Genomic DNA, 25,772 nt, shown 5'->3' with positions numbered 1-25,772 from the left:
AATGGTGTACCGGCAGGTTGTGTTTGCGGTTGCGGGGGTGTTGTTCGCGACAGCGGTGCTGGCGGGCAACGAGGTTAAAGGCCCCATCCAGGCAATTGACGTGGAGCGGCAGACCGTGACGGTCCAGGGGATCGCGCTCGAGACCGGTCGCCACACGGACTACGACGACGGCTATCGCCGGTTCGAGGATCTCCGTGAAGGCGACCGCGTCGAGGTGGAGTTCGAGTATCGGGATGGCCGGCATATCGCGACAGAAATCGAACGCGACGACTGAGCCGTCGACCGGGTGGCGGCCACCCGGACATCTTCCGGTCCCTTTGACGGCGTCCGCCCCGGCGCTGTCTCCCGGTTTTCCCGACTATACTTCCGGCCGGGCCCCGTGTACTGCGGCGGCGAGGGCCGGCCCATGGATCAGGACACCCAGAAGCACGCCATCGACTCACTCCGTGACTGGAGCAAGTGGCTTATCGGTGTTGATTTCGCTGCCGCCACCGGTTGCGTGGTCGTGTTGCAGGGCGGGGATCCGCAGGGCCTTGCCCGGTTGTTCCTGGTTCTGGCCATTGCGGCGTTTGCATTATCCGTGCTTTGTGCGGTCATCCTCACGCGTTCCCTGGCGTCGGTGGTTGAGCGTCTGCCCCTGACCGGGGCGGAAGGGCAGCCCGTGAGCACGAGCGGTTACCGGATCGGTGCCGGAGTCACCATTGGCGGGCTGGCGTCGGCCCAGATCGTGCTGATGACACTGGGGGGCGGGTTGCTGATCGGCTGGATTGTCGTCTAGCCATCGGCGGGAGGGTGTGATGCCGGGGTATCGTCCCATCGTCTACGTCCGCGGCTATGCGGGCACCCAGGGTGCCGTGGAGTCCACGGTTGACCTTCCCTACTACGGCTTCAATCTTGGCAGCACGCAGGTGCGCACCGGCCCGGAGGGGAGCCCGGAGTTCGCGATCTTCGAAAGCCCGCTTGTGCGGTTGATGAAAGACCACGGCTACCATGACGTCTTTGCCCGCGTCGCGGACGGTTCGGTGGAACTGCTCAACGCCGAGGAGCGGCGCTACGCCGGGGACGGTTTCCCGCAGCGGACACTCTGGGTCTTCCGTTACTACGACGCGACCTCCCGACGTGCGGGAGACGGCGAGCGTGATGACATCGAGGCCCTGGCCGCGGACCTGGGCACGCTGGTGGAGTTCGTCCTGGAGAAGACCGGCGCAGAGCAGGTGTACCTTGTTGCCCACTCCATGGGCGGGCTGGTCTGCCGCTCCCTGATCCAGCACGTCCTCAAGGACGCCGCACCGGCGCGAATCGCGCGGCTGTTCACCTATGCCACGCCCCACAACGGCATCCACTTCCGGAACGGGCTCGGGTTTCTCACCAGTGTGCGCGATCTCCTGGGGCTTAACGATTCGGACACGTTCGGGCCGCGCCGGATGCGCGAGTTCCTCGGCTTCCCCGGCGACCGGGACCAGAAGCGGCTCAATGAGCTCGGCGGACACTACCCGCCGGAGCAGGTGTTCTCACTCATCGGCACCAACCACAGCGACTACGGCCTGGCGCGGCTTGCCGTGGGGCCGGGGAGTGACGGGTTGGTGCAGATGGAGCATGCCTACGTCAAAGGGAGCAGCCGCGCCTTCGTCTACCGCAGCCACAGTGGCCCGCTCGGAATCGTGAACTCCGAAGAGGGCTACCAGAACCTGCAGCGTTTTCTGTTCGGCGAGACCAGCGTGCAGATCCGTCTGGAGGGGGTGCGCCTGAAGGCGGCGCTGCGCGATGATGCGGACCTGCGGTTTCTGTTGATCGAGACGACGGTCGTCATCCGCGGCGAAGAAACCGTGATGACGGATCAGCGCGAGGAGCACGGGTCGGCACTTACGGTTGACGCCGACGCACTGGAGGCGGGGCACGAGACGCTCTTCCGCACCTACCTGATGCGCTCGCGCCGGCCCGGCCCGCGGGACCGCTACTCCCACTTCCAGATCCGGCTGCGCATTCTGCCGCACTACGTGCGCAACCGGCGCATCCTGCGTGATCACCATTATTTCGGCGAGCACCTGTTCCAGGACGTGCTCACCGTCGGCATCCGGGACGACGACGGGGGTGCCGGCCGCCTGGTGCGTGCCCGCTGGACGGGGCTGGACAGCGAACTGCCGGGCAGCGGCCAACGTTACCCGCGCAGTGATGATATCCGTTTCTCACTGCATAGCGAGACGCTTGATCGGGGCGATCTGGTACTGCGCGTGCGCGACGAGGGCGGGACAGGTTGAAAGCCCTGGAGGGGAAGGGGGCGCACATGCATCCCGGATTGGCACGGTTTCGTGAGTCGCTTTGCGAGAAGGGGTGGCGGCGGACGCTGGCGCTGATACCCCGAAACGTACTCCACCGCCTTACGGACTTTGATCGCCGACACGGCACCGATACCGCCGTGGAGGCGACCGGTCGTGCCGGTCTGCCCGAGGCCCACGAACCCTACGAGGCCACATCGGCTTACCTGTTCCACGGCATCATCCGCCGCCTGTCGGCAGACCCCAGGACCTTCACCTTCGTCGATCTGGGGTCGGGGAAGGGCAAAGTACTGTTGCTCGCCGCCCATTATCCCTTCCGGCGCATCATCGGTGTCGAGTACGACGCGCGGCTGAGTGCGACTGCCGCAGCCAATGCGCGCCGCTATCGTCACCCGCGGCGTCGTGTCGACAGGGTCGAGACGCGATGCGCCGACGCGGGCGCGTTCGACTTTCCGGACGGCAACCTCCTGATCTACATGTTCAACCCCTTCAAGGCCGCGGTGATGGTGCGGGTACTGGCCAACCTGGAAACCGCCCTGCGCAGGACGCCCCGCACGGTACTGGTTGTCTACAGAAACCCGACCCAGCGTCACCTGCTGGACCGGTCCCCGTTGTTCACGTGTGTGGACGATCGCGCGTACCCTACCAGGCGCTTCGGTACGGGGCCGGCCGCGCACGTCCTGGTTTACCGCAACAGTTGCTACGGGGTTTCCAGCCGCTCCTGAAGTTGCAGGGCAAGCTGACGGGCTGCCTCATTGGGGCGGCCGGGTGATCGGTGCAGTGCGACCTCGATCGCCGGGAGTTCGGGGAGGCCGTCGTCCGGGCCGAGCACGCGCATGCCGGAGGTGAGCATGGAGGGCGTCAGCACCGTGACGGCCAGCCCGGCGTGGACGGCGGAGCACAGGCCGGAGAGGCTGGCGCTGGTATAGGCGACCCGCCGGGGCAGCCCTGCAGCATCCAGGGCGGAGAGCGCACTGTCGCGGAAGATGCACACACCTTCCCGGGACAACGCCAGCGGCAGCGGCGAGCGGTGATGGGTGTCGTGCCTGGGCGATCCGGCCCACACCAGCGGCTCGCGCCGGAGCACCTCGCCACCGGGGCTCTTCGGCTGTCGGGTGACCACGGCCAGGTCGAGGGCGCCCGAGCGGACATCCGTGACCAGGTCCACGCTCAGTCCGCACCGGACTTCAAGATCGACGCCGGGAAAGCGGGATTCGAACGCCGCCAGCGTCTCCGGCAGATAGATGACGTAATCGTCCGGAATTCCCAGTCTCACGACCCCGTCCAGCCGTTGGTCCAGGACGTCCTGCCACGCCAGGGCGTTCTGTCTCAGCATCTGTCTTGCGTGGGCAAGCAGTCGCTCACCGGCCGGCGTCGGTATTGCCAGCCGTTGCCCGCGGCGCAGCAACCGGCATCCCAGCGTCTCCTCCAGACGGGCCATGTGGGCGCTGACCGTGGACTGTGCCAGATGCAGCCGCGCTGCCGCCGCCGTGAATCCCCCGGCCTCCACGACACCGACGAACGTCTGCAGGACCACGAGATCCAGCGGCCGGTGCGGTGCATTACCGGTCATCATGATATGCGATGGATTCATCACAATATGTCGTTTCCATGATTATTTCCGTTTCCTTACCGTAAGCCTCGTCATAACGCGCAGCAAGTACCGAGACGGGAGGGCGGAAATGGTCAGTGGCCCGGCATTAACCGGCGTGTCAGCGGGTGTGTTTACCGTCGCGCTATGGGGCAGTCTTCCGGTGCTCCGCAGTCTGGCTGAGCTGCCGCCAATGCTGGTGGCAGTGATTGCCATGGCCTGTGCAGCCGCGCTGTCCGCCGTCATGGCGTGCTTTCAGGCGGTGCCGGCGAAGCAGCCTGCTCCCGGTTGGCGCGACCAGGTCGCTGGCGTCGGGGGGCTGGTAGGCGCGCTCTACTTCTACTTCCTCGCGCTGGAGAGCGGCAATCCCGCACGCATTACCCTGATCACGTATACGTGGCCGCTGGGTTTCGTGCTGATCTGCGACCGGCTCGCGGGCAGGGGGTTGCGGGTGCGGACGCTGCTGGGCTCCGCCGTGGCGTTCGGCGGTTTGGCCCCGTTGATCCTCGCCGATGGCCAGGGCATCGCGACGCCGGCGGGGGCTTATGCGGCGGGTCTTGCCAGCGGTGCATCGTGGATTGTCTTCTCGCTCTTTCTGCGCCAGGCGGGGCCTCTCTCTGCGCGCAGTTATCGGTCGCTGTTCGCCCAGGCCGGGCTGATCGCACTGGTGCTGCACCTGGCATTCGAGACCGCACCAGCAGCCACCACCTCGCGGGACTGGCTGACCGCCGCGCTCATCGGCATCGGCCCGTACGGCCTGGCCTTCATGGCCTGGGGATACGCCCTGCGCCGCGGCCCCGCAAGCCTGCTCGGCGTTCTGACCTACATGGTACCCGTGGTCGCGGCCGTCCTGCTTGTCGCGCTGGGCTGGAGCTCACCGAGTACCGAGCTGTTCATTGCCGCGGCGGCGATCACGCTGGGCGCGCTGTTCAGTCAGGGGCCGTGGCTGGGCAGGCGTGGCGCCGGAGATGGCAGGATGTCGCGGGAGTGAAACACCGGGAGCCGTTCGTGCAGAACGGCTCCCGATCAGGTGTTGGTGGAGGTGGGGTCCGCGTCTTTCGAACTTTAATCCATATCACGCTGCAGCACTATCACGTATAACCGACTGATATATAGAATTCCATTGAATCACGCGCTATCACCTAGTATCGTCCAATCGCAGATTCTTTGTTGGGAATAATGTCAGTGTTTTTATTCGCGTTTTGTGAGAAAACGCTTGAGCCTTATACCAAAAAAGCATCCCCTGAAATCAAAGGGCTACCTGATCTTTCCTCGGAGTTCGACTCCCGATGCCGAAAAAACCGCCAGAACTCAGTGCGTTGGAAGTAAAGCGCCTCACCCGCCCAGGACTCCACGCTGTGGGCGGTGTCGCAGGCCTATTCCTTGCGGTCTCGGATGGCGGTGCCCGCTCTTGGATTCTGCGTTACTCCACACCGGAAGTTCGCTACTCGCAGAAGGGCAACGCCTACTATGCGCGCCGCGATCTCGGTCTCGGTGGCTTCCCTGACGTCACCCTGGCTCAGGCCCGCGAGAAGGGCAGAGAGCTGCGAGAGAAGATCCGGCAGGGCATCGACCCGGCAGAGGAGAGAAGAGCCGCGAGAGAGGCCTGGCGGGTTGGTCTCGCCAAGAAAATTTCCTTTGAGCAGGCGGCCCGGAAGGCGCATGCGGCTAAAGAATCCGAGTTCCGCAACGCCAAGCACCGCAAAGACTGGATCAGCAGCCTGGAGCGTCATGCGCTCCCGGTGATCGGCTCGCTGCCGGTCGCGGAGATTGAGCTGCCTCATATCCTCAAGGTCTTGGATCCGATTTGGAGAGAGCGCACTGAGACGGCGACACGAGTGCGTCAACGACTTGAGTCGGTGCTCGCCTGGGCCACGGTCTCCGGCTATCGATCCGGCGAGAATCCGGCCCGCTGGGACGGCAACCTGAAGGAAGTGCTCCCGGCGCCGAATAAGATCCGCAAGGTGCGCCATCACCGGGCGCTCCCCTGGCAGGAAGTGCCCGAGTTCATGCAGGCGCTACGTAAGCGTGAGGGCATGGCCTCGCTCGCTCTCCAGTTCGCAATCCTGACCGCAGCCCGCTCCGGTGAAGTGCGCGGCGCACAGTGGGACGAGATCGACACGCAGGGCCGCATCTGGACGGTGCCGGCGGATCGCATCAAGGCAGGCAAACAGCACCGCGTCCCGCTCTCCGATGACGCGCTAGTGGTGCTGGAGGCCGTGCCGCGCATGGAGGGCTCAAACCACATATTCACGGCCCCGCGGGGTGGGGCGCTGTCGGATATGACCCTGGCGGCCGTGCTCAAGCGCATGAAGGTAGACGCTACCGTCCACGGCTTTCGGAGTTCGTTCAAGGATTGGGCCAGGAACCGGACGGCTTACCCGGACGAGGTCTCCGAACTGGCGCTGGCGCATGTGAACAGTGATGCCACCAGGGCGGCCTATGCTCGCGACGAGCTATTGCCTCAGCGCCAGCGGCTCATGGCGGATTGGGCGCGGTTCTGCTGTGAGGGATTGCCCGGTGGTGATGTGGTAGGGATACGGGAGGGGTGAGCGATGTCTGATGAGCGGTTTCCCAAATGGCTACCAACAGAGATGGCCGAGTGGCTTTCCAAAATGGAAGGCAAGCTCCCGCCGGCAAAGGCAGAGTTCTACTGTCGCCTGTCACGTGATGAACGAATGAAGGAGGTGTGGGAGTGGCACGATAGTGTTCGGAGCCAACTTCCACGCTATCAGGGTGGCGGGCCGATCGACCTGATGATGAATGCTGAGAACGCTGTCAAAATGCCCGGGAAACCGGGCAATATGCCTCCCAAACAGCGAGAGCGGTACTTGCAGAAAGTTCGGCATCATGCTTTGGCCCTGGCGGAGTTGTTAGAGGGTACGTGCTTTGGTTGCGAGTGGGATGAAGGGAAGGAAATAGATCTAGAAGGGAGTGAGAATGTTGAGCAGGAAATCGGTGAGTACGTAGCGAGTGCCGCTAGGTTCGCGGCGGCGGAACCCGAAGGCGGCAACATTCTCGTCGCTTACGATGCGGACCCAGATGGGCTATATCAACTTCCCTTCGACTACCCGCATTCCCACGCGACTGGAATCCTCCAAGATATCGTTGATTGGACGTACTATGATGACCGCTGGGGGCGAGCTGGCCTGATCTCGAGTAGCCCTATTCGGCAATCTGGCGAAAAGGCCCGTGTTATCTATTTCAGTTGCACGTTCTATAAGCGCCTTGCGCGACATGGTGTAGAGGTTCCTTTTCCCATACTCGCAACGCTAGCTAACGTTTGTCTTGCTCTCCCTGTTGAGCAACAGGTCGAGGAAGACACAGTTCGGAAACAAGTTCGAAGGTTCATTGAGCGCGAGGGAGAGCCTCCTTTACTGCCCCGGATAGACGACTCGGATTTACCCTTCTAGCTCACCGGACAAAAAATGCGCTCTAAACGAATTTCTGTCCTGTTGCGCCTAATCCTCTCCTGAAAAACTGCTTCGTGAGACTCGCTGAAACAGCGCAACACGGAGCAACCCTCAATGAGCAAGATTCCTTTTCCAGACGGTCACCGGCTCTCCGGCGGCGTGACTCGCTGGGATCCGTCCGAACTCGCCGAATGGGAGAAGTCCCAAGGCCTCGATCTCCCCCCTCTGAAGGGTATGCCAAGCGTTCGCCAGGTGGCAGAACGGTACGGCGTTTCCGTGCCGACTGTATGGCGCTGGGCCGCGAGTGGCCGGCAGGAAAACCAAGGAGACGACGCGGCATGAGCACAGACAAGAAAAAGCCGGCGGTGGGGGCCGCCGGCCAGAGCGCGTCGCAGAGAAAAAAACTCTTCGCGAACGGTAGCAGACCGACTCCCAAAATCTGGAGGGCCGTTGCGCTACTCAATACCGGGCACCGGTTCAATCGGTGGGACTTCTCTCGTCTGATTTATGACTTCTGCGGTAACTCCACCATGGCCGAGATCGCGCGGGGCATGGGGCACCGAATAGCCCAAGATGAGACTGTGGTCCGCGGTTACCGCGGCACACGGACCCGATGCAAGGAATACTTCCTCGAAGTATCGGAACAGGAAAAGGCGAAGACAATGCTGCGGGTCTGTGGCGACAGGGAGGCGGCTTAATGTATGGCACGAAAAAGCAAGCGACCCCACAAGGACAAGATTGCGGCGATCCCGGTGCCGGTGATGCGAACACGGAAGTTCGCAAAGTTGAGCGCCTGGGCGGTGCGCGTCCTATTGGAACTCAGCTCGCAATACAACCTGCACAACAACGGCGACCTGATGGCCGCCTACTCGGTATTGAAGGACCGCGGGTTCCGTTCCAAGGCCACCCTAAACAGGGCACTCCGCGAGTTGCTGGACTCGGGGATGATCGTGCGCACGCGGCAGGGGGGCAAGAATCAGTGCTCCCTGTACGCGCTTACTTGGGAAGAAATCGACGAGTGTATCGACCGCGAAACCAGGCGCAGCAAACTCGACGTACCGTCCACGCGCACACCACTGGGAACATGGAAGGACGAACCGGCCCCAAAAGCAGCCGCGTGATTATTTTCGAGGTCCATATGTGTACCAATGAGGTCCATATGTGTACCAGTCACGGAGGACTGATCAATAAATCACCGCTCACAGGTCCATATGTGTACCTGTCAGGGCCGAAAACCACCCTCATGAGGTCCATATGTGTACACCTACTTTACTTGCCATGTGCGGTAGGCCTTTATGGAAGCCTGAAATATTGGCCTCAGCGGCAACTGGGCCGAAACGGCTACTGAGAGGTGACCCGATGACCGACTAGCAACAACCCGCTACAGGCCCCGGGGCGGCGATAAGGTGTGGATCGTCGGGAAGGCAGAGATTTTCGGAGTTACCGACACCAGCGACATGTATCTGGTCACGTCGGAGAGTAGGGGGGCGGCAGTTCCGCTCAGGCAGGAAAGCCCTTGAAATGGTAGGGAGGAAGACAGCACGAGCGAAAAAGCATTCCTTGAGGTGATATGCAGCAGGCCATGAAGCTGGCCCTGACGGCAGCGAGGGCAGGCGTGAAGACCGGCCAAGAGATGGGACTCAGTGACCGTCAAATGCTGATGGCGTTCGCGATGCTTAGGCGAGCGCGCTGGTGCAAATCGATAACCGGTGCTGGTGCATGGAACGTGCGATGAGTAGTAGACGCAGTGAACGACGGCGGATGCGCAGAGCTCTTCAAGACGGCAACCGGGTCGCCGAGGAGTGCCTGGCGCGCGAGAACTGAGACGGTGTCCGGCCGGCAACACGGAACACTTCACTATGATCAAGGGACGCACATCAAACCCAGGGAGAGCAAGCATGACGCTGGAGCAAATCATCTCAGGCGGGCAGACGGGCGTGGACCGCGGTGCACTCGATGCGGCCCTGCAAGAGGGCTTCCCATGCGGTGGATGGTGTCCAGATGGGCGCGAGGCCGAGAACGGCCGTATCCCGGATCGGTATCCGCTCAAGGAGCTGGAGGGCGCCGGATATCGGCAGCGCACCATACAGAATATCACCGACTCCGACGGCACGGTCATCATCTACTACACCGTTCCTGAAGGTGGTACAGCGGAGACGCTGGCGCAGTGCCTTAAACGCAAGAAGCCGTTTCACTTGATCGACGCGACCGAGATCAAGCCGAAGCGGGCAGTCATGCGGTTGGCGTTCTTTCTCCAGGAGCACGATGTCGCACGCTTGAACGTCGCCGGTCCCCGGCAGAGCACGGCGCACGCCGCGCGCGAGTACACCCAGCGGGTGGTTACGCAACTGATTCGGCAGTTTAAGTGGCTGAACCCGACTCCATAGTACGGCTGCGGCTCGGCGCGCTGCCTAGTTATTCCCGAACAGTGGAGATATGCCGTGAGAGATAAACAAACCGGGAAACCGATATTCGTGTGGAGCCCAGAAACCCGAAGGAAATTGGAAGCCTTGTCACCGGAGAGTCGAGAGCGCGTCTTCAGTGCAGCCGGTAAGGTGGTGGGCGGACAAGCACATAAGCGTAAGCTGGCGAGGGATGAATAGATGCTCGAACCGGCTGGCGCGCCACAGGTTACAGTTTCGGTTCCAGGGGCTACGCGCGTGGAGTCAGGGCTCTGGCCGTGTACGACCGGATTGGAAGAGGCTGGGTGACAAGTGCGTTCATCGATGGCGCCTGAAACAGTTCTCATTTCGACCGGACACCTGATCATTGACCGGAAGGCATGGGCCTGGCCCTAGCCCTAGTGCCAACGAGTGGCCAAGGTGGAACACATCGAGATAGCAACGGGTGTGCAGCGGCGGCTTAGGTATTCGCCGCAGGGAGGGTGGGGATGTCCTGCGGAGAGAGGGAGATTTGACAATGTAGCCAATTCAAACGAGGGTTTAATCGCAAATCTTTCACCTAATAGAGGGCGTGGCTAATTGGAAGTGAGGGCAGCGGAGGGGGGATGGGGCAAGCTGAGTCGAGACGCCACTGGGGCAGCGGAAGATTGGCTGCCTCTAGAGCATCATTGCATTGATGTGGCCAGCGTCTTCCGGGCTTTATGTGAGCTTCCCGCCATTTACCGTTCGCTGTGTGCCGCCTCTGGTCAGGACCTGAGCACACGGCATCTGGATCGACTCGCTGTCTTTGCCCTGCTGCATGACCTGGGCAAGTGCAATCACGGGTTCCAGGCAAAAGCGGACCTAGATGCACATGACACTGCGGGCCACGTGCGAGAAGTGGCGCCGTTATTCTATGACGAAGAACTCAGCGCTTCCTTCGCAAGAGTGATCGAGATCGAGGTGCTGGCTTCCTGGCTGGCGGAACCGCAAGATGTTGGTCCGTTACTGATTGCATCACTCTCCCACCACGGACGTCCCGTGGAATTTGATAGCCACAACTGGCAAGCGTACCGGCGTTACTGGTTACCCGATGAAATACGTAATCCCGTCGGCGCAATTTCCGGGCTTGTCCAAGCGGCACACGATACGTTTCCAGATGCGTTTACGGAGCCAGGAGACCCGATCAATGCCAGTATGGGGCTACAGCACCGGTTCGCTGGCCTGTTGATGCTGGCTGATTGGCTAGGCTCCCATAGCGAAGGCTTCTTTCCTTTTCACCACCAGGCCTCGACGCGAGCGGTGTTTGCACGGGAAGCAGCAGCGCAGGCGCTCGTCACAGTGGGTCTCGATGTGGGTAACGCGCGTGAGCATGCGTCTCAGCATGCGGACTTCGCTCAAGTGTTTGGTTTCCCGCCTAGCCCCCTCCAAGAAGCGCTTGCAAAGCCGTCAAATGCCAACGTCCTGATCGCCGAGTCCGACACCGGTTCCGGAAAGACAGAGGCGGCCCTCGCGCATTTCCTGCAGAGCTTTATTGCGGGAGAGGTTGATTCGCTGTACTTCGCGCTTCCAACGCGTGTTGCCGCACGTGAGCTCTACGAGCGTGTTCTCGCATTCGCTCGTAACGTGTTCGGTCAGGCTGGACCACCGGTGCTACTTGCGGTTCCAGGGTATTCCGCTGTGGACGGCGAGCCAGCGAACGCGCTGCCGGACATACGCCACCTTTGGAACGATGCGAAGCAAACGGTCAAACGGGAACGAGCATGGGCTGCGGAGCGGCCTAAGCGCTTTCTCGCCGCTCCGATCGCCGTTGGCACCATCGATCAGGCCTTGTTGTCGTCGATGCAGGTCAATCACGCCCATCTACGCTCGGTGTGTCTCGACCGTTCCATGCTCGTGGTCGATGAAGTCCACGCCTCTGATACCTATATGCAAGGTTTGCTCAGATCTCTGATCTTTCATCACCGTCGCATCGGGGGGCGTGCTTTGCTGCTGTCGGCAACGCTCGGTGCGGATGCGCGCAGTGGACTGTTGACGCCACCGGATCGCCACCACGTGACCCCAGCTGCCGACGAAAGCCAAGCACTAGCGTATCCGTCGATCACGACCGACACCGGAGATGTCATGGCCATCGAGCGTGGCGTCGAACATCGGGAGAAAACAGTCCACCTGCAACCGACTGCCTCGCTGGAGGATCTAACTGCAGTTATTCCAGCGCTGCGGGAAGCCGCGTCCGCTGGAGCCCGTGTACTGGTGATCCTGAATACGGTTAGTCGTGTGATCGCCTTTCAAAAAGCGGTAGAGCAGGATTCCGAGCTTGCGCAGGTTCTCTTTAGCTGCAACGAGAAGACTTGTCCGCACCACGGGCGCTATGCACGTCGGGATCGCGAATGCATGGATGCGGCGGTGAGCTTGGCGATGGGTAAAAAAGCTGAGCTGGCACCGTTAGTTCTCATTGGTTCGCAAACCCTTGAGCAAAGTCTTGATATCGACGCTGACTGGCTTATTACGGATCTGTGCCCCGCGGACGTGTTACTGCAGCGCATTGGCAGGCTGCAACGGCACGTTCGTCACCGACCAGCTGGGTTCGAGAGGGCACGTTGCACGGTATTAATGCCAGAGGATCCAACGATGGGGAAGCGGTTTGATCACAAGGGACGCGTACGGCCGTTGGCAGGGCTTGGCAACGTCTATCCGGACCTTCGCATCGCTCGCTTGACGGCGGAGTTAATTGGGAACGGCCGCGAAATCGTGATCCCGCGGGACAATCGGTTTGTCGTGGAGGCGACCACACATCCAGACCATACTGAGCAGTTCCGGGACGGTCCGTGGGAGTCTCATCGCAATGAGCTCCTCGCCATTAAAGTCGCGCATGGACAAACAGCCGACAGCGCGCTTATTCCCAATCAGCCGTTCGGCGAGTTACGGTTTCGGGAGTTCAACGAACAAGTACAAACTCGTCTCGGCATGGCGGATCGGCGCATACCACTCGAAATGCCGTTGACCAGTCCCTTCGGGCAACGGCTTGATGAAGTTTTCGTGCCCGGGTGGATGGTCGCTCCTGGCGTTGACGCGGACGTGCTGGATGGTCCCCCTGAACTGGAAGAGTCCGGCTTTCGGTTTCGCTATGGGGGGCGAACGTACCGATACAGCCGCCTCGGCCTGGAGCGCGTGGATGTCGCATAATCTCCTTGAAGATCCGATCTTTAGCGTCGACCTTGGTCCGCACGGACATCAGAGTCTCAGTCTGCCGGCACTCCTGAGCGAACTCGGCGGAGACACCGTGAGGGCGATGCATGGCGTCCAAGCCCACCAGCGCGATGCCGTTCATATATTTCTTTGCTATCTAGCCGCGTCTGTCCTGGAGAAGGAAGGGCTTGATGATCCTGCACAGTCGGTGGAACTCTGGCGTATTGGACTGCGGTCGCTTACAGCTGGCCTCGAAGATCACGCTTGGTCTCTGGTTGTTGACGACTGGACGCAGCCGGCCTTTATGCAGCCTGCGGTAGCTGGCAAAGCAGACGAGCCAGAGTACAAGAATCGCGGCGCTGCTGCTGATGGGATCGATGTCCTACAAACTGCCAAGAACCACGATCTAAAGAGCGCGCGGATTACCCGGCCTGAGCCGGAGGACTGGGTGTACGCGCTGATCAGCGTCCAGACCATGAGTGGCTTTATGGGTGCGGGGAATTACGGCGTGAGTCGCATGAATAGCGGCTCTGGATCGCGCCCCTGCGTTGGCGTAACCCATAGTCCGTTTCCTGGAGCTCGGTGGCGTGACGATACCCTGAGCCTGGTCAAACTCCTGGATCAGCTGTTGAGCCCGCCTTGGCCTTATTCCGCCGACGGACATCGGCTGCTTTGGACGCTGCCGTGGGACGGCAAACAGAGCCTTGGCTTGGATACGGTGCATCCGTTTTTTATCGAGGTTGCGCGCCCGATACGCTTGAGAACAACCAGTGGCGTGGTGACCGCATTTTCGCGCCCGACAAGAGTCCCGCGCATTGCGGCTAAGGAGCTGAAGGGCAACACGGGCGATCCTTGGACGCCCATCAATCGACGGACAGGTGGAGCGCTCACAGTCCCTGAGTCGGGTTTTACGCCACGTCTTCTTCGTGATCTTCTGCTCGACCAAGAGAAATACAGCCCAGCACCGTTCCAGAAAATCGAGAAATCCGACGGTCCTTGTTGGTTCTATGCCTCTGTACTGGTGCGCGGACAAGGAACGACGGATGGTTTTCATGAGGCGAGGGTGCGCATCGCGCCGAAAGCGATTCCGTTGCTCATGGGGGGGCAGGGCAGAGAACGGCTCTCTGAACTTTCTGAATGGGCGCTAGAGCGGTCCGGCGAAGTGCAGAACCGGATTCTCAAGCCCGCGCTACTCGCCCTTCTGGAAGGCGGTCCTACGCGTATCGATTATGGCAAGCGAGAGGTCAACGGATGGATAGATCCGTTCCTAACCCGCTACGCCGACCAATGGAACGCCGAGTACTTCGGCTGGTTATGGGGCACCATCGATCAGAGCGACGCGAATGCCAAGGCCTTTTGGCAGGAGCGCCTCAAATATCATGCCGAGAAAGTTCTTGAGCAGGCCATTGCGGCGACGCCACAGAGGGCGGGCCGTCGATACCGAGCGCGCGTGAAAGCGCGGCAAGTATTCCACGGAAGTTGGCAGCGACGCGTTACTAAGCCAGGGGAGACCAATGACCCAGCCTGACACTAATGCGCGCCACCCCACCGAGTTGGTGGCGAAGTTGGCGCACGTTCTCCACGCCGAGCACTTTCCGAGTGGTGATCGGGCAGCGCTCAAGCGCATGGCAATAAAGGGGCGTACTCCGCTTGCCTATCACCGCTTTCTGTTGGCGCAGGTCCCGGAGGCATTCCATAAACCGAAATGGAATACGCCCTGGCGCACGTTGATCTGTGGCCTCGCTATGCAACATGGCCAGCCGCACAATGCCAGCCTACCGCTGGGCCGCGCGCTCGCGAGTATCGATTTCTCAGAATCGCGATTGGAGCAACTCCTGGCGGCCGATGAGGACGTTCTCGCGACTTTGGTCCTTCGCGCAGCACGGCGACTTGCGAGCCGTCGGAGTTCAGCCAATTGGAATGACTTTGCTCGACTTCTTTTCGCGAGCTCTGATGCAGAACGTGAGCGAATCAACACCCGAATCGCTCAGGACTTTTACCGCACGTCCGGCCAAGTAGAAGCCGAACCAGCGGCTACATAAGGAGACGCGCATGTTCTTACAGATTCACACACTGACCTCCTATCCAGCGAGCCTACTCAATCGCGATGATGCAGGGCTCGCAAAGCGCATCCCGTTTGGCAACGCGGAGCGCACGCGCGTCTCATCGCAGTGCTTAAAGCGCCACTGGCGCCAGAGCCTGACAGAGACGCTGGAACTCCCCGCGGGCATTCGTTCGCGGCACTTCTTCGATCGCGAAGTCCGGCGTCGCGTGGTTGCGGACGGTGTCGATTCCGAACCTGCGCAGAAGCTGACCGAGGAACTTGTCATGACGGTGATGCAGAGCAAGGAGGCGCTGGACAAGGACCGGCCGTTGTTCCTCAAGCAGCCTGTACTCTTCGGCAAACCCGAAGCCGATTATTTTGTCTCGTTGATCAAGGAATGTGCGAGCAGTGGTGAGAATCCGGGAGAGGTCCTGAAAAGCCGCCTCAAAGCCGAGAAGAACAACTTCCGAGCACTGCTCCAGGCGGCCGGGGGAGATGATCTGATGGCTGGCATCGAGGGAGCAATGTTCGGGCGATTCGTTACATCCGACGTTCTGGCGAGAAGCGATGCGGCCGTCCACGTGGCCCACGCGTTTACGGTCCATCCGCTTGATAACGAGGTTGATTATTTCACGGTCGTCGATGATCTTAAGGACCCGGGCGAGGACGCCGGGGCTGCGCATGCCGGTGATATGGAACTGGGGGCGGGGTTGTTCTACAACTATGTCGTTGTCGATATCCCTCTATTGGTTTCCAACCTATCGGGTTGCGAGCGCAAAGACTGGGCGGAACACGCCGAGGCTATCAGCGACGCAAGGGATGTGCTCCGTGGGCTGATTCAGGCTGTCGCAACAGTGAGCCCGGGCGCCAAACTCGGTGCGACTGCGCCTTACGCGCGAGCTGAATGTGTACTGGTTGAATCCTCGAGAGCGCAGCCGCGAACACTCGCCAACGCGTATCTCTCATCCCTTCATCAGCGGGGAGACGTCATGCAGTCGGCGGTTGAGCGGATGGGCACCCATCTTGATCAGCTCGATGGCATGTACGGCCGTGACGAGCACCGTTTTGTGGCTACAACCCGAGATCCCGAAGCGATTCCGGGAGCCAAGGGTGGGCCTCTCAAAGACGCCGTGGAGGCAGCTCTGGATGCAGCCTTTGGAGAAGCGTGATGCCCAGCCTGATTCTGCGCTTCGATGCTCCGTTAATGAGTTTCGGTGGCGTTCTAGTGGACCACCACAATCCGACAGAACGATTTCCGAGTCAGTCCCAAATGACCGGACTGCTCGCCAATGCGATGGGCTGGGAGCATGGTGATGTCGAGGCGCTGGAGGCGCTCCAGTCGCGCGTGATCTTTGCCGCACGCTGGGATGTCCCGCCGGAGCCGTTGGTGGACTATCACACAGTGGATCTCGGTCAGTCTCACTTGGTTCGCCCAGGATGGACGACGCATGGCGTCCCCGAGCATCGGGCCGGTGGGGATGCGGCGCGCAAAGGGACCCACCAACGCTACCGGCATTACTGGGCGAACGGCGTCCTCACTTTGGCGTTGACCGTGTCAGCCGATGCCGAGCCCGAGCTTGATACCGTCGGCGCGGCGCTTCGTCGGCCGGTACGCCCTTTGTTCCTGGGACGGAAAACCTGTCTTCCCTCTGCACCGGTATTTCGTGGCCGGCGGGACACAGACGACGTCTTGGAGGCACTTTCGTCCTACCCGGCCGATCCTCGCGCCCCTGGAAGCCAAGACGGTATGGAAGCGTGTTGGCCGGCGGACCTTGAACGCTCGAAAGAGGCGGAAATGTGGACTTGGGGTAGTTCCGATCAACGGGATTGGCGCAACCAGATACACACCGGTCACCGCTTTGTCACGGAAGGACGTCTCCGGGGGGTTCCGCCATGCACATGATCGATCTGCGTCTGGATCCAGAACGCCTTGTGCGGCATGCGGAGGTCGAAGGGCATAACCGCCCCGATGATGAGGACCTTGGCTATGCCACGCATGGATGGCTTCAGGCTGCACTCGGAGGGCTAGCACCTTGGAATTTCCGGCTTCTATCCAAACGCACCGGTGAGTTGCGGCTGCTGGGGTACGGGCCAGCAAGAGCCGATGAGCTGCGCGAGCATGCGGTATCGTTCGCTCCACCGCTCGCAGCACAGGTGACTGACTGGCGGCATGCCGCGTCCAAACCAATGGACGATGTCTCCTTGAAGCCGGGTCAACGTCTGGGCTTTGAGGTTCGGATTTGCCCGGTTGTTCGAGGGCGTGCCGGTGAACAGGATGCGTTCCTCGCGGAGGCGGCACACCTACCCCACGAGGAACTGAGTCGGGCGAGGGTTTACGGTGACTGGCTGGAAAAGCGGCTAAGTGGCGTTGCCGAGTTGGATCGGGAGCAATGTGCACTTCAGGGGTTCCGGTTAGTCTCCATGTGGCGCCGCGGTCATACACCCAACGGCCAAGCGACGACAGGCCGGCGCATAGTCAGGCCTGATGCCCTAGTCGCTGGCACGTTCACGGTCAGAGATAACGAAGGACTTCGCCAGGTTCTGGCCCGGGGTGTCGGTCGCCATCGCGCGTTTGGCTTTGGCATGGTGCTTCTCAAACCAGCATGACGGCGGGAGCGTTTCTAAAGGGGCGCCTCGGACTCGCGGGGTCGCGTATTCCCCATGCCGACCGCCATGGTTTGCTGTGGCTGGCTCAGGGGCGACTGTCAGTCGAGGACGGAACGCTGCGGTTTGTGTGCTCAGAATCGGACGAATTGGCTGCCGGCGATTACGCGATCCCGTATCAAGGCATTTCGATCATCCTCCTTGGGCCTGGTTCTTCTGTGACACATGATGTGCTTCGCCTACTAGCCCGCCATGGAACCCTTCTTGCCGCGGTCGGATCGGGTGGCACCAAGTTGTACACCGCGCCCCCAATGGGGCAGGGCCAATCGGATATCGCCCGCGCCCACGCCACGCTGTGGGCCAAGGAAACGGCGCGACTCGATGTTGCCCGCCGTATGTATGCGTATCGGTTCGGCAAAGTCCTGCCACATCGCGACATCAGTGTGTTACGCGGCATTGAGGGCGGTCGAATGAAGGAAATGTACCGTGTTCAGGCGGAACGGTTTGGCATCACGTGGAAAGGGCGGCGCTACAACAGAAACGATCCGACCTCGGCTGATGTGCCGAACCAGGCAATCAACCACGCCGCTACTTTTGTCGAATCTGCGGCTGACGTGGCCGTTGCTGCGTTGGGCGCACTGCCCCCTCTCGGATTCATCCACGAAGACTCGAGCAATGCGTTCACACTCGATGTTGCAGACTTATACCGTGCCGATATCACGATTCCACTCGCGTTCGCTGTAGCCCGGCAGGTTCAGGAGAATCCCTCGCTCAGCTTGGAGAGGACACTGCGCAAGGAGGCTGCGACGACGTTCCGAAAGAAGCGGCTGATCCCCGAGATGATCGATCGCGTAAAGGAGTTACTCCATGCCGATGACAATGGTAGTGACTCGTAATGTGAGTACTCGGATGCGTGGTTTCCTCGCATCGTCCATGCTGGAGCTCACCGCCGGTGTTTACAGCGCGCCCCGTTTGTCGGCGTCCGTGCGTGACCGGATCTGGGAGGTTCTGGAGAAATGGTGGGATTACGAATCGGATGCCTCCGTCATCATGGTTTGGGCTGATCAGAAGATGCCTGGTGGACAATCCGTGTTGACGCTGGGGATACCGCCAGTGGAACTGCTAGAAATGGATGGCTTAGTGGTGGCGAGGCGAGGTTCGTTGTAGTGACTTTCTTTAAAAATTCGCTGAATTAGCAAGTTACATTAAAGAGGTTGCCCCGCATGCGCGGGGATAGACCCCCAACATCAAGCGGCTGATTCGGCGGCTTGTCGGTTGCCCCGCATGCGCGGGGATAGACCCTGCATGGCATGCAGGAGGTCGGCGGTTCGATCGGTTGCCCCGCATGCGCGGGGATAGACCTGCGTTTTGTCTCTCTGACTTCTTCTAGTACGGGGTTGCCCCGCATGCGCGGGGATAGACCCTGGACAAGCGCTGCCGCGTCGGTCGATATGCCGGTTGCCCCGCATGCGCGGGGATAGACCCGAGAACGTGCGCCGGGAGAACGGCCGCGTGTTGGTTGCCCCGCATGCGCGGGGATAGACCCCGAGAAGGAAAACCCGTCGTAGTCCTCGTAGTGGTTGCCCCGCATGCGCGGGGATAGACCCTCATTCATGGCCCTGGGCCTCCTGTTTCTCAGGGTTGCCCCGCATGCGCGGGGATAGACCCGTGCAGGTGACGATGACGCCCTGGCGGCCCGGGGTTGCCCCGCATGCGCGGGGATAGACCCGTCGAGGTGATGAGTGAGGCGATGGAGCGGTAGGTTGCCCCGCATGCGCGGGGATAGACCTCTCCAGGCGGAAGCGGATGAGCGCATCCCGTGGGTTGCCCCGCATGCGCGGGGATAGACCCTCGAGGCCGCAGTGATCTCCGGGCGCTTCCACGGTTGCCCCGCATGCGCGGGGATAGACCCGAGGGCTTCGACGTCACCCGCTCCGGGGATACGGTTGCCCCGCATGCGCGGGGATAGACCCTCCACGGGCAGGCCCAGTGTCTCCCCAAGGGCGGTTGCCCCGCATGCGCGGGGATAGACCCACGTAGTTCTTGTTCCGCAGCGCCTGATACTCGGTTGCCCCGCATGCGCGGGGATAGACCCCATCGTGATTAGCACACTCTGCGCTTGCGCACGGTTGCCCCGCATGCGCGGGGATAGACCCTGGCTTTCAGCCCGGCGGAACTGTTGCTGGTCGGTTGCCCCGCATGCGCGGGGATAGACCCGTATAGACCACCACCCAAGGCGATAAAGCACAGGTTGCCCCGCATGCGCGGGGATAGACCGCAGCGAGGTGACGCAGCCCCAGCGGTCCAACTGGTTGCCCCGCATGCGCGGGGATAGACCCGTATGCTCATGGAAGACATGCCCACGGTGTTAGGTTGCCCCGCATGCGCGGGGATAGACCTCTGAGCGAGGCGACGGGTGCCGAGGTCAAGGGGGTTGCCCCGCATGCGCGGGGATAGACCTTGGCGGCAGTTTCGAGCACTGCCATAACTAAGGGTTGCCCCGCATGCGCGGGGATAGACCCGCTTCCGCCCATCGGTCCCGAATGGCCGCCAGGGTTGCCCCGCATGCGCGGGGATAGACCCTGACCGGACAGATCCTGGCATCTCACGATGCCGGTTGCCCCGCATGCGCGGGGATAGACCCGACCAAGTCGAACGCTACCAGCGCGGGTTTGAGGTTGCCCCGCATGCGCGGGGATAGACCCGAGCACGCCGTCCGAAAGGGGCAGGACGTGAAGGTTGCCCCGCATGCGCGGGGATAGACCGTGCTTCGAGATCAGGTAGCCGTGGGTGCGGATGGTTGCCCCGCATGCGCGGGGATAGACCCACGGCGATCCGCCGACGCGCCGGCTGGTTGTGGGTTGCCCCGCATGCGCGGGGATAGACCCTTGACCAGGAGGACGCATGACGAAGGTGCATGGGTTGCCCCGCATGCGCGGGGATAGACCCGTGCCAGCTCCACGAGTGGGACGTGGTCGAGTGGTTGCCCCGCATGCGCGGTGATAGACCCCGGCGCGTGACGGTAGAGAACCGTCTATGGGCGGTTGCCCCGCATGCGCGGGGATAGACCCCGCGACCAGGCGACCCGCGACGGGGATTCACCGGTTGCCCCGCATGCGCGGGGATAGACCTGCCTTCGCCCCGTGGCTTGCGTCATCGTGCCGGGCATGCCCCGCATGCGCGGGGATAGACCCACCAGCACCCTGCCCCGGCACCGCAATCGCCAGGTTGCCCCGCATGCGCGGGGATAGACCCATCGTCCAGCCCCGGGCGCACGACCCGGACGGGGTTGCCCCGCATGCGCGGGGTTAGACCTAATGAAGTGTTCAACCGGACGAAAGGGGAAAAGGTTGCCCCGCATACGCGGGGATAGACCCAAGTACGTGCGCAGCCAGTATGCGCAAAACCAGGTTGCCCCGCATACGCGGGGATGGAAGATTCAAGGCCATAACTGAGGGGCTGTGGTGGATGAAGGAGTCCCCGTTTCGACCGGACACCTTGTTCGTTGACCTGAAGGCATAGGCATAGACCTAGTGCAAAGGAGTGACCAAGGTGGAACGCATCGAAGTGGTAACGGGGGTTCAACGGCGGCGTCGGTATTCACCCCGGAAGAAGGCCGATCTGGTGGCGCTGTGCGAGCAGCCCGGCATGTCGGTGTCGCTTGTGGCGCGGCGCCATGGTATATCCCCAAGTCTCCTGTTCCGGTGGAAGAAGCTGATGAACGACGTTGGCATGACGGCAGTGGGCTCGGGCGACGAGGTGGTCAGTGCCGCCGAGGTGAAGGCGTTGAAGCGCCAGGTGCGTGAGCTCGAGCGGGTGCTGGGGCGCAAGACCATGGAGACCGAGATTCTCAAGGAAGCGCTGGAGGTGGCTCAGGCAAAAAAGTTGATCTCGCGCATGCCCTTGTTGCCACCGGACGATTCCCGGTGAAGCGCATCAGCGAGGTGCTGGGTGTGGCGCGCTCGAACCTGATGGAGCGCAAGGCGGGTCGTCACTGTGGTCGTCCCTCGCGTTATCGGGTTGCCGACGATGAGCGACTGCTGCCGCAGGTGCGGGCCATCTGCGCGGATCGCGGCGCCAATGGCTATCGGCGCGTGACCGCGCACCTGAACCGGGAGCTGGCCGCCGCTGGGGAGCGGGTGAATCCCAAGCGGATCTATCGGCTCATGAAGGCCCATGACCTGCTGCTCACGCGCCACACCGGCAGGCCAGTCACCGACAAGGCCCACGACGGCCAGGTCATCACGCTGAAGTCCGACCTGCGGTGGTGCTCGGATGTCATGGAGATCCGCTGCTGGAATGGCGAGGCAGTGCGCGTGGCGTTCAGTCTTGACTGCTGCGACCGGGAAGCCATGCGGTATATGGCAACCACCGGTGGCGTCACCAGCGAGATGATCCAGGACTTGCTGGTCGAGACGATGGAATACCGCTTCGGCGACGTCACGCGGCTGTCGCATCCGATCGAGTGGCTCAGCGACAACGGGAGCTGCTACACCGCGGCGGAGACCCGGGCCATGGCCCGCCAGCTCGGCTTCCTGCCTTGCACCACGGCTGTTCGCAGCCCGCAGAGCAACGGCATGGCCGAGGCGTTCGTGAAGACGTTCAAGCGCGACTACGTGTACCTGAATGATCTGCCGGATGCCGCGACGGTACTGGCACAACTGCCCGGATGGTTCGCCGATTACAACCGCTTCCATCCGCACAAGGGGCTGAAGATGCAATCGCCCTGGGAGTACCGCCAGACCATGGAGGCGGCAGCAAACAGCTAATCGGTGGTGTCCGGTTTAGCGGGGGCAACTACAGTGGATAATCGTCCTGTACAAGCACTAACTAATCCGTCAACGGCGATCGCCAGAGGAAAAAGGGCTTTCCGTGGTGGGCGATCAGGTAGAGAGAGTGCGTTGAGCGATGCCCAAGACCTCGTTCTGGGGAAACGGTGATAGGTCATCAAGTGTTTTTAGGATGTTGGCAGGAATGTAGGGAAGGCTTGAAAGCCTCCCCTACGTCCTTGTTTTTACGATGTGTATGGTGGAGGTGGGGGGATTCGAACCCCCGTCCGCAGGAGCTCCACCCTCGGATCTACATGCTTAGCCCGCCTATTGCATTCGCCAAGCGCTTCCCGGCAGGCAGCGGAACACGCTTGACTAGCCTGGTTGATTTAACAGCGTGTGGTGCAGGCGGAACCACATCGCTGCTGTCCTGTGATCTACGACCCCTGATTCGGAAGCACAGGCACTTGCCGGTCAGGGGCTAGCGGGATTTAGGCCGCTAGAGCGTAGTTTTCGTCGTTGGCAACTATTTTAAGTTGGCCATCATGTTTTACGAGGTGAGATGACGTCCTCGGCATGCACCTCAGGTTTCACGACCCGCGTCGAGACCATGTCACCCCCGAAGCAAATCGTTACGACTTGATGTGGGATCAGTGTACCGGAAATACAAGGCTGCGTGCATCAGTCCTTGTGCTTCAGACCTTGTGTTTGAGGATGCGCTGCTTCTGCCGCTGCCAGTCCTGCTGCTTCTTGGTCTCGCGCTTGTCGTGTTTCTGCTTGCCCTTGGCCAGGCCGATGGCGAGCTTTGCCAGGCCCCGCTTCCAGTAGAGCTTGAGCGGCACCAGGGTGTACCCCTGCTGCTGGGTTGCGCCCAGCAGCCTCGCGATCTCGCGTTTGTGCAGCAGCAGCTTGCGCGTGCGCGTCGGGTCGGGCTTCACGTGCGTGGACGCCGTGGCGAGCGGTGGAATGTTGGCGCCCACGAGCCACGCCTGGGCCCGCCGGATCACGACGTACCCCTCCGTCAGGTTGATGCGGCCGTTGCGCAGGCTTTTCACTTCCCAACCGGTCAGCGACAGCCCGGCCTCGAAAGTCTCTTCGATGAAGTATTCATGGCGGGCGCGACGGTTGACGGCAATGACGTTGCTGTCGTCGGCTTTCTTGGCGGTTTTCTTGCTCACGGCGCGCATTGTAACGGCACCCGCGGCATGCGGCCAGCACCGGGACGTGGATCACACTCCGGGGTCGGGGCGGTTGTCCCCGGTCCGGCCGTTGGTGAAAATGCGCCGAAGCGTTCTAGGGCAGATGCGGGATTGACGGATCCCGCCCGGGGGGATGTTTGGTCATTCCGAAGCGCTCGCTGCAGGGCGAGTGGACAGGATCGTTCGCGTTCGTCTTTGCCCTGGCGGGGGTGTCCATTGGACTGGGCAATGTCTGGCGTTTTCCGGTGCTGGCCGCCGAGCACGGCGGCGGAGCCTTTCTGCTGGTATACGGCGCCTTTCTGGTCACGCTGACGCTGCCGCTGTGGCTCGCGGAGGTGGGGGTTGGGCGGTCCATGCGCCGTACGTTGCCGGGTGGGCTGGCGCGCATCGCCCGCGAACAGGGCAGCGCTCCAGCCTGGAGCGGGGTTGGCTGGGTGGCGGTGACCATGGCCGCGGTCGTGCTTCTCGGGCAGCTCCTGATCGGTGGCTGGGCCGGCGCCTACCTGTACCGCGCCGTTGCCGCGCCCGTGCTCCATTTCGATGCCGTGACCACGACCGCTGTCTTTACCGAGCTGCTGGCCGACGCTGAACGGCTGCTGCTGTGGTTCACACTGTTACTGGTCGCGGCCGGGCTCACCGTCAGCCGCGGGATTGGCGCGGGGATCCAGCCGATGATGCGCCTGCTGGTGCCGGCGATGGTCGTGCTGCTCGTGGCGCTGGCGTGGGCGGTGGGCCGCGAGCTGGGCCTGGCCGATGCCTGGAGTACTGTGTTCGAGCTGCGCTTCGATGCACTGGGCTGGACGGGTGTTCAGATGGCCGGAGAACATGCGCTGTTCTCCCTCGCCGTGGCTCTCGGTGTTGCGACGGCGTTCGGCGCGGCATTGCCGGACCGGTTTCCGACGATCAGCACGACTGGCGCCGCGTTGGCGCTGGATACGCTGGTGGGGCTCGTGGCCGCGGTCCTGGTGTTCGCGCTGGTGTCCGGTCAGGTCATGGCCGATGGCGCGTTGCAGGCCGGGCCCGCCCTTGTTTTTCATGCACTTCCCGATGCCATGGGCAGCCTGGCGTGGTCGCGGCAGGCGCTGGTTGCCCTGTACGCCGTATTGTTGATGGCCGTATTCACCACGGTGGTGGGGTTGCTCGAGGTGGTCGTGTCCGCGGTGGTCGAGCAGGGGCGGCTGAGCCGGGCGCGGGCGACAGCCACGGTGGCAACGGCACTGTGGCTTGCGGGGGCGCTGGTTGCTGGGTCGTTGCGGGGCTGGCTCGATGCCGGGGAAGGCGGTGGACCGCCCTTGGATGATGGGGTGTCCATGGTCTGGCTGACGGAGCTCGTCGCCTGGGGGGCGATGCCCGTCGTGGCGCTGGCACTGCTGATTTTTGTCGGCTGGCGGATGCCCCAGGAGACACTTCGCGGCGCCCTGCGCCTGCGCGAAGACTGGCGCTATACGCTCTGGATGCCCATGCTGCGGTATGTGGCCCCCTTGATTCTGCTGGCCCTTTTGGCGAGAGTTGCGGGCCTGCTGCCGTCGTGACCGCATCTTGCCGGCGTGCGGCGCCGGCACCTCCTGGGGCAACCGTGACAGAGCAATGACCACAATCTCACGCAGCGCACTGGTTCCGCATTCCGCAAAGGCCATGTTCGATCTGGTCAACGACGTGGATCGCTATCAGGAGTTTCTCCCCTGGTGCAGCGACAGCGGCGTGCTGGAGCACAATGGTGATGAGTTGAAGGCCTACGTCACCATCAGCAAGGGAGGGGTCTCGCGCTCCTTCACCACGCGCAATCGCGCTCAGCCGGGGAAAATGCTGGAGGTCCGGCTGATCGAGGGGCCGTTCAAGCGCCTGGATGGCTACTGGCGCTTTCAGCCGCTGCGGGAGGATGCCAGCAAGGTCTCCCTGGACCTGGAGTTCGAGTTCAGCAACAGCATCGTGCGCATGGCATTCGGGCGGGTGTTCGATCAGGTGGCGAACCGCATGGTGGACTCGTTCGTGAAACGGGCTGACGAGGTCTACGGTGGCGGCCGGTGATTCCATCGCGATCCAGGTTGCGTACGCCCGGCCGGAGCGCCAGTGCGTTCTCGATCTGAGCGTGCCGGCGGGGACCACGGCTCGCGAGGCGGTGCAGGCCTCTGGAATCACCGACCTGTTTGGTGAGATCGACGCCCGGTCGGCACCGATCGGCATCTATGGCCGGGCCGTTGAGGACGCCCAGCCGCTGCGCGAGGGGGACCGGGTGGAGATCTACCGCCCGTTGGTCATCGATCCGAAGGAGGCCCGCCGGCAGCGGGCGCACATTCCTCGATAGG

At 62.1% G+C, this 25,772-nt stretch carries 25 protein-coding genes, 1 other RNA gene and 1 CRISPR repeat array; of the genes, 23 read left to right on the top strand and 3 right to left on the bottom strand.

Features of this window, described 5'->3' with window-relative positions:
- The first annotated feature begins 1 nt into the window (after position 1).
- From BMZ02_RS03390 to BMZ02_RS03375, 4 genes are all read left to right on the top strand, one after another.
- Positions 2 to 274 (top strand): DUF5666 domain-containing protein, encoded by a 273-nt coding sequence (locus BMZ02_RS03390; protein WP_091639912.1) that lies wholly within the window; start codon positions 2 to 4, stop codon positions 272 to 274.
- A gap of 132 nt (positions 275 to 406) precedes the next feature.
- Positions 407 to 778 carry a hypothetical protein gene (locus tag BMZ02_RS03385; RefSeq protein WP_091639911.1) on the top strand — a complete coding sequence of 124 codons (372 nt, stop codon included), beginning with the start codon at positions 407 to 409 and terminating at the stop codon, positions 776 to 778.
- 19 nt (positions 779 to 797) lie between these two features.
- The gene (locus tag BMZ02_RS03380; protein WP_091639909.1) at positions 798 to 2,258 is read left to right on the top strand and encodes an alpha/beta fold hydrolase; all 1,461 of its coding nucleotides are present in this window, start codon (positions 798 to 800) and stop codon (positions 2,256 to 2,258) included.
- Positions 2,259 to 2,284: 26 nt separating this feature from the next.
- Positions 2,285 to 3,001 carry a class I SAM-dependent methyltransferase gene (locus BMZ02_RS03375; RefSeq protein WP_139209131.1) on the top strand — a complete coding sequence of 239 codons (717 nt, stop codon included), beginning with the start codon at positions 2,285 to 2,287 and terminating at the stop codon, positions 2,999 to 3,001.
- On the opposite strand, the gene BMZ02_RS03370 is transcribed toward BMZ02_RS03375, so the two are convergent.
- Positions 2,977 to 3,870, bottom strand: coding sequence for a LysR substrate-binding domain-containing protein (locus BMZ02_RS03370; protein WP_245753917.1), 894 nt, complete (start codon positions 3,868 to 3,870; stop codon positions 2,977 to 2,979). The genes BMZ02_RS03375 and BMZ02_RS03370 overlap by 25 nt on opposite strands.
- 88 nt (positions 3,871 to 3,958) lie before the next feature.
- On the opposite strand from BMZ02_RS03370, the gene BMZ02_RS03365 reads away from it, so the two are divergent.
- The 16 genes from BMZ02_RS03365 (at position 3,959) to BMZ02_RS03295 (ending at position 22,267) form a co-directional block, all read left to right on the top strand.
- Positions 3,959 to 4,858, top strand: coding sequence for a DMT family transporter (locus BMZ02_RS03365; protein ID WP_171909790.1), 900 nt, complete (start codon positions 3,959 to 3,961; stop codon positions 4,856 to 4,858).
- A 298-nt stretch (positions 4,859 to 5,156) separates the two neighbouring features.
- Positions 5,157 to 6,419, top strand: a complete 1,263-nt coding sequence (locus BMZ02_RS03360) for a tyrosine-type recombinase/integrase (RefSeq protein WP_091639906.1) — start codon at positions 5,157 to 5,159, stop codon at positions 6,417 to 6,419.
- A gap of 3 nt (positions 6,420 to 6,422) precedes the next feature.
- Positions 6,423 to 7,280, top strand: a complete 858-nt coding sequence (locus BMZ02_RS03355) for a hypothetical protein (protein ID WP_091639905.1) — start codon at positions 6,423 to 6,425, stop codon at positions 7,278 to 7,280.
- Between the two features lie 114 nt (positions 7,281 to 7,394).
- Positions 7,395 to 7,622 carry a hypothetical protein gene (locus BMZ02_RS18700; RefSeq protein WP_139209130.1) on the top strand — a complete coding sequence of 76 codons (228 nt, stop codon included), beginning with the start codon at positions 7,395 to 7,397 and terminating at the stop codon, positions 7,620 to 7,622.
- A complete protein-coding gene (locus BMZ02_RS03350; protein ID WP_091639903.1) occupies positions 7,619 to 7,978 on the top strand; it encodes a hypothetical protein in 360 nt (119 codons plus the stop codon). Before BMZ02_RS18700 ends, BMZ02_RS03350 begins: the two co-directional genes overlap by 4 nt.
- 3 nt (positions 7,979 to 7,981) lie before the next feature.
- The gene (locus tag BMZ02_RS03345) at positions 7,982 to 8,401 is read left to right on the top strand and encodes a hypothetical protein (protein WP_091639901.1); all 420 of its coding nucleotides are present in this window, start codon (positions 7,982 to 7,984) and stop codon (positions 8,399 to 8,401) included.
- Positions 8,402 to 9,178: 777 nt separating this feature from the next.
- A complete protein-coding gene (locus BMZ02_RS03340; protein WP_091639899.1) occupies positions 9,179 to 9,667 on the top strand; it encodes a putative molybdenum carrier protein in 489 nt (162 codons plus the stop codon).
- A gap of 600 nt (positions 9,668 to 10,267) precedes the next feature.
- A complete protein-coding gene (gene cas3 / locus BMZ02_RS03335; RefSeq protein ID WP_245753943.1) occupies positions 10,268 to 12,847 on the top strand; it encodes a CRISPR-associated helicase Cas3' in 2,580 nt (859 codons plus the stop codon).
- Entirely contained in the window at positions 12,837 to 14,378 is a 1,542-nt protein-coding gene (gene casA, locus BMZ02_RS03330) for a type I-E CRISPR-associated protein Cse1/CasA (RefSeq protein ID WP_171909789.1), read from the top strand. Before cas3 ends, casA begins: the two co-directional genes overlap by 11 nt.
- Positions 14,365 to 14,892, top strand: coding sequence for a type I-E CRISPR-associated protein Cse2/CasB (locus tag BMZ02_RS03325; protein WP_091639894.1), 528 nt, complete (start codon positions 14,365 to 14,367; stop codon positions 14,890 to 14,892). The genes casA and BMZ02_RS03325 overlap by 14 nt, the downstream gene beginning before the upstream one ends.
- A gap of 10 nt (positions 14,893 to 14,902) precedes the next feature.
- The gene (cas7e, locus tag BMZ02_RS03320; protein WP_091639892.1) at positions 14,903 to 16,063 is read left to right on the top strand and encodes a type I-E CRISPR-associated protein Cas7/Cse4/CasC; all 1,161 of its coding nucleotides are present in this window, start codon (positions 14,903 to 14,905) and stop codon (positions 16,061 to 16,063) included.
- Positions 16,063 to 16,797, top strand: a complete 735-nt coding sequence (gene cas5e / locus BMZ02_RS03315) for a type I-E CRISPR-associated protein Cas5/CasD (protein ID WP_091639891.1) — start codon at positions 16,063 to 16,065, stop codon at positions 16,795 to 16,797. Before cas7e ends, cas5e begins: the two co-directional genes overlap by 1 nt.
- Complete coding sequence (locus BMZ02_RS03310) at positions 16,788 to 17,501, top strand: type I-E CRISPR-associated protein Cas6/Cse3/CasE (RefSeq protein WP_091639889.1); 714 nt, start codon at positions 16,788 to 16,790, stop codon at positions 17,499 to 17,501. The genes cas5e and BMZ02_RS03310 overlap by 10 nt, the downstream gene beginning before the upstream one ends.
- Entirely contained in the window at positions 17,498 to 18,394 is an 897-nt protein-coding gene (cas1e, locus tag BMZ02_RS03305) for a type I-E CRISPR-associated endonuclease Cas1e (RefSeq protein ID WP_091639887.1), read from the top strand. The genes BMZ02_RS03310 and cas1e overlap by 4 nt, the downstream gene beginning before the upstream one ends.
- Positions 18,366 to 18,665: a type I-E CRISPR-associated endoribonuclease Cas2e gene (gene cas2e, locus BMZ02_RS03300; protein WP_091639885.1), complete on the top strand. Its 300-nt coding sequence runs from the start codon at positions 18,366 to 18,368 to the stop codon at positions 18,663 to 18,665. The genes cas1e and cas2e overlap by 29 nt, the downstream gene beginning before the upstream one ends.
- A 45-nt stretch (positions 18,666 to 18,710) precedes the next feature.
- Positions 18,711 to 20,935: a CRISPR direct-repeat array (repeat unit 28 nt; unit sequence GGTTGCCCCGCATGCGCGGGGATAGACC).
- Between the two features lie 115 nt (positions 20,936 to 21,050).
- Positions 21,051 to 22,267 (top strand): IS3 family transposase gene (locus tag BMZ02_RS03295; protein WP_091639883.1). Its coding sequence is split into 2 segments (ribosomal slippage): positions 21,051 to 21,378 and positions 21,378 to 22,267, totalling 1,218 coding nucleotides; the frame shifts between segments, so codons are not numbered across the junction.
- A gap of 257 nt (positions 22,268 to 22,524) precedes the next feature.
- On the opposite strand, the gene ssrA is transcribed toward BMZ02_RS03295, so the two are convergent.
- Both ssrA and smpB read right to left on the bottom strand, forming a co-directional pair.
- Positions 22,525 to 22,888, bottom strand: a transfer-messenger RNA (tmRNA) gene (gene ssrA / locus BMZ02_RS03290).
- Positions 22,889 to 22,962: 74 nt separating this feature from the next.
- Positions 22,963 to 23,454 (bottom strand): SsrA-binding protein SmpB, encoded by a 492-nt coding sequence (smpB, locus tag BMZ02_RS03285; RefSeq protein WP_091639881.1) that lies wholly within the window; start codon positions 23,452 to 23,454, stop codon positions 22,963 to 22,965.
- 149 nt (positions 23,455 to 23,603) lie between these two features.
- Between smpB and BMZ02_RS03280 the strand changes: the two genes are divergently transcribed.
- The 3 genes from BMZ02_RS03280 to BMZ02_RS03270 are packed head-to-tail and all read left to right on the top strand — an operon-like array spanning position 23,604 to position 25,771.
- Positions 23,604 to 24,998 carry a sodium-dependent transporter gene (locus tag BMZ02_RS03280; RefSeq protein ID WP_139209128.1) on the top strand — a complete coding sequence of 465 codons (1,395 nt, stop codon included), beginning with the start codon at positions 23,604 to 23,606 and terminating at the stop codon, positions 24,996 to 24,998.
- A 55-nt stretch (positions 24,999 to 25,053) separates the two neighbouring features.
- Entirely contained in the window at positions 25,054 to 25,494 is a 441-nt protein-coding gene (locus BMZ02_RS03275) for a type II toxin-antitoxin system RatA family toxin (protein WP_091639877.1), read from the top strand.
- Positions 25,481 to 25,771 (top strand): RnfH family protein, encoded by a 291-nt coding sequence (locus BMZ02_RS03270; RefSeq protein ID WP_091639875.1) that lies wholly within the window; start codon positions 25,481 to 25,483, stop codon positions 25,769 to 25,771. The genes BMZ02_RS03275 and BMZ02_RS03270 overlap by 14 nt, the downstream gene beginning before the upstream one ends.
- Position 25,772: the final 1 nt, after the last annotated feature.

The organism is Aquisalimonas asiatica, assembly GCF_900110585.1.
In the GTDB taxonomy this organism is placed as follows: Bacteria; Pseudomonadota; Gammaproteobacteria; order Nitrococcales; family Aquisalimonadaceae; genus Aquisalimonas; species Aquisalimonas asiatica.
This window is presented reverse-complemented; position numbering and strand designations above follow the sequence as displayed.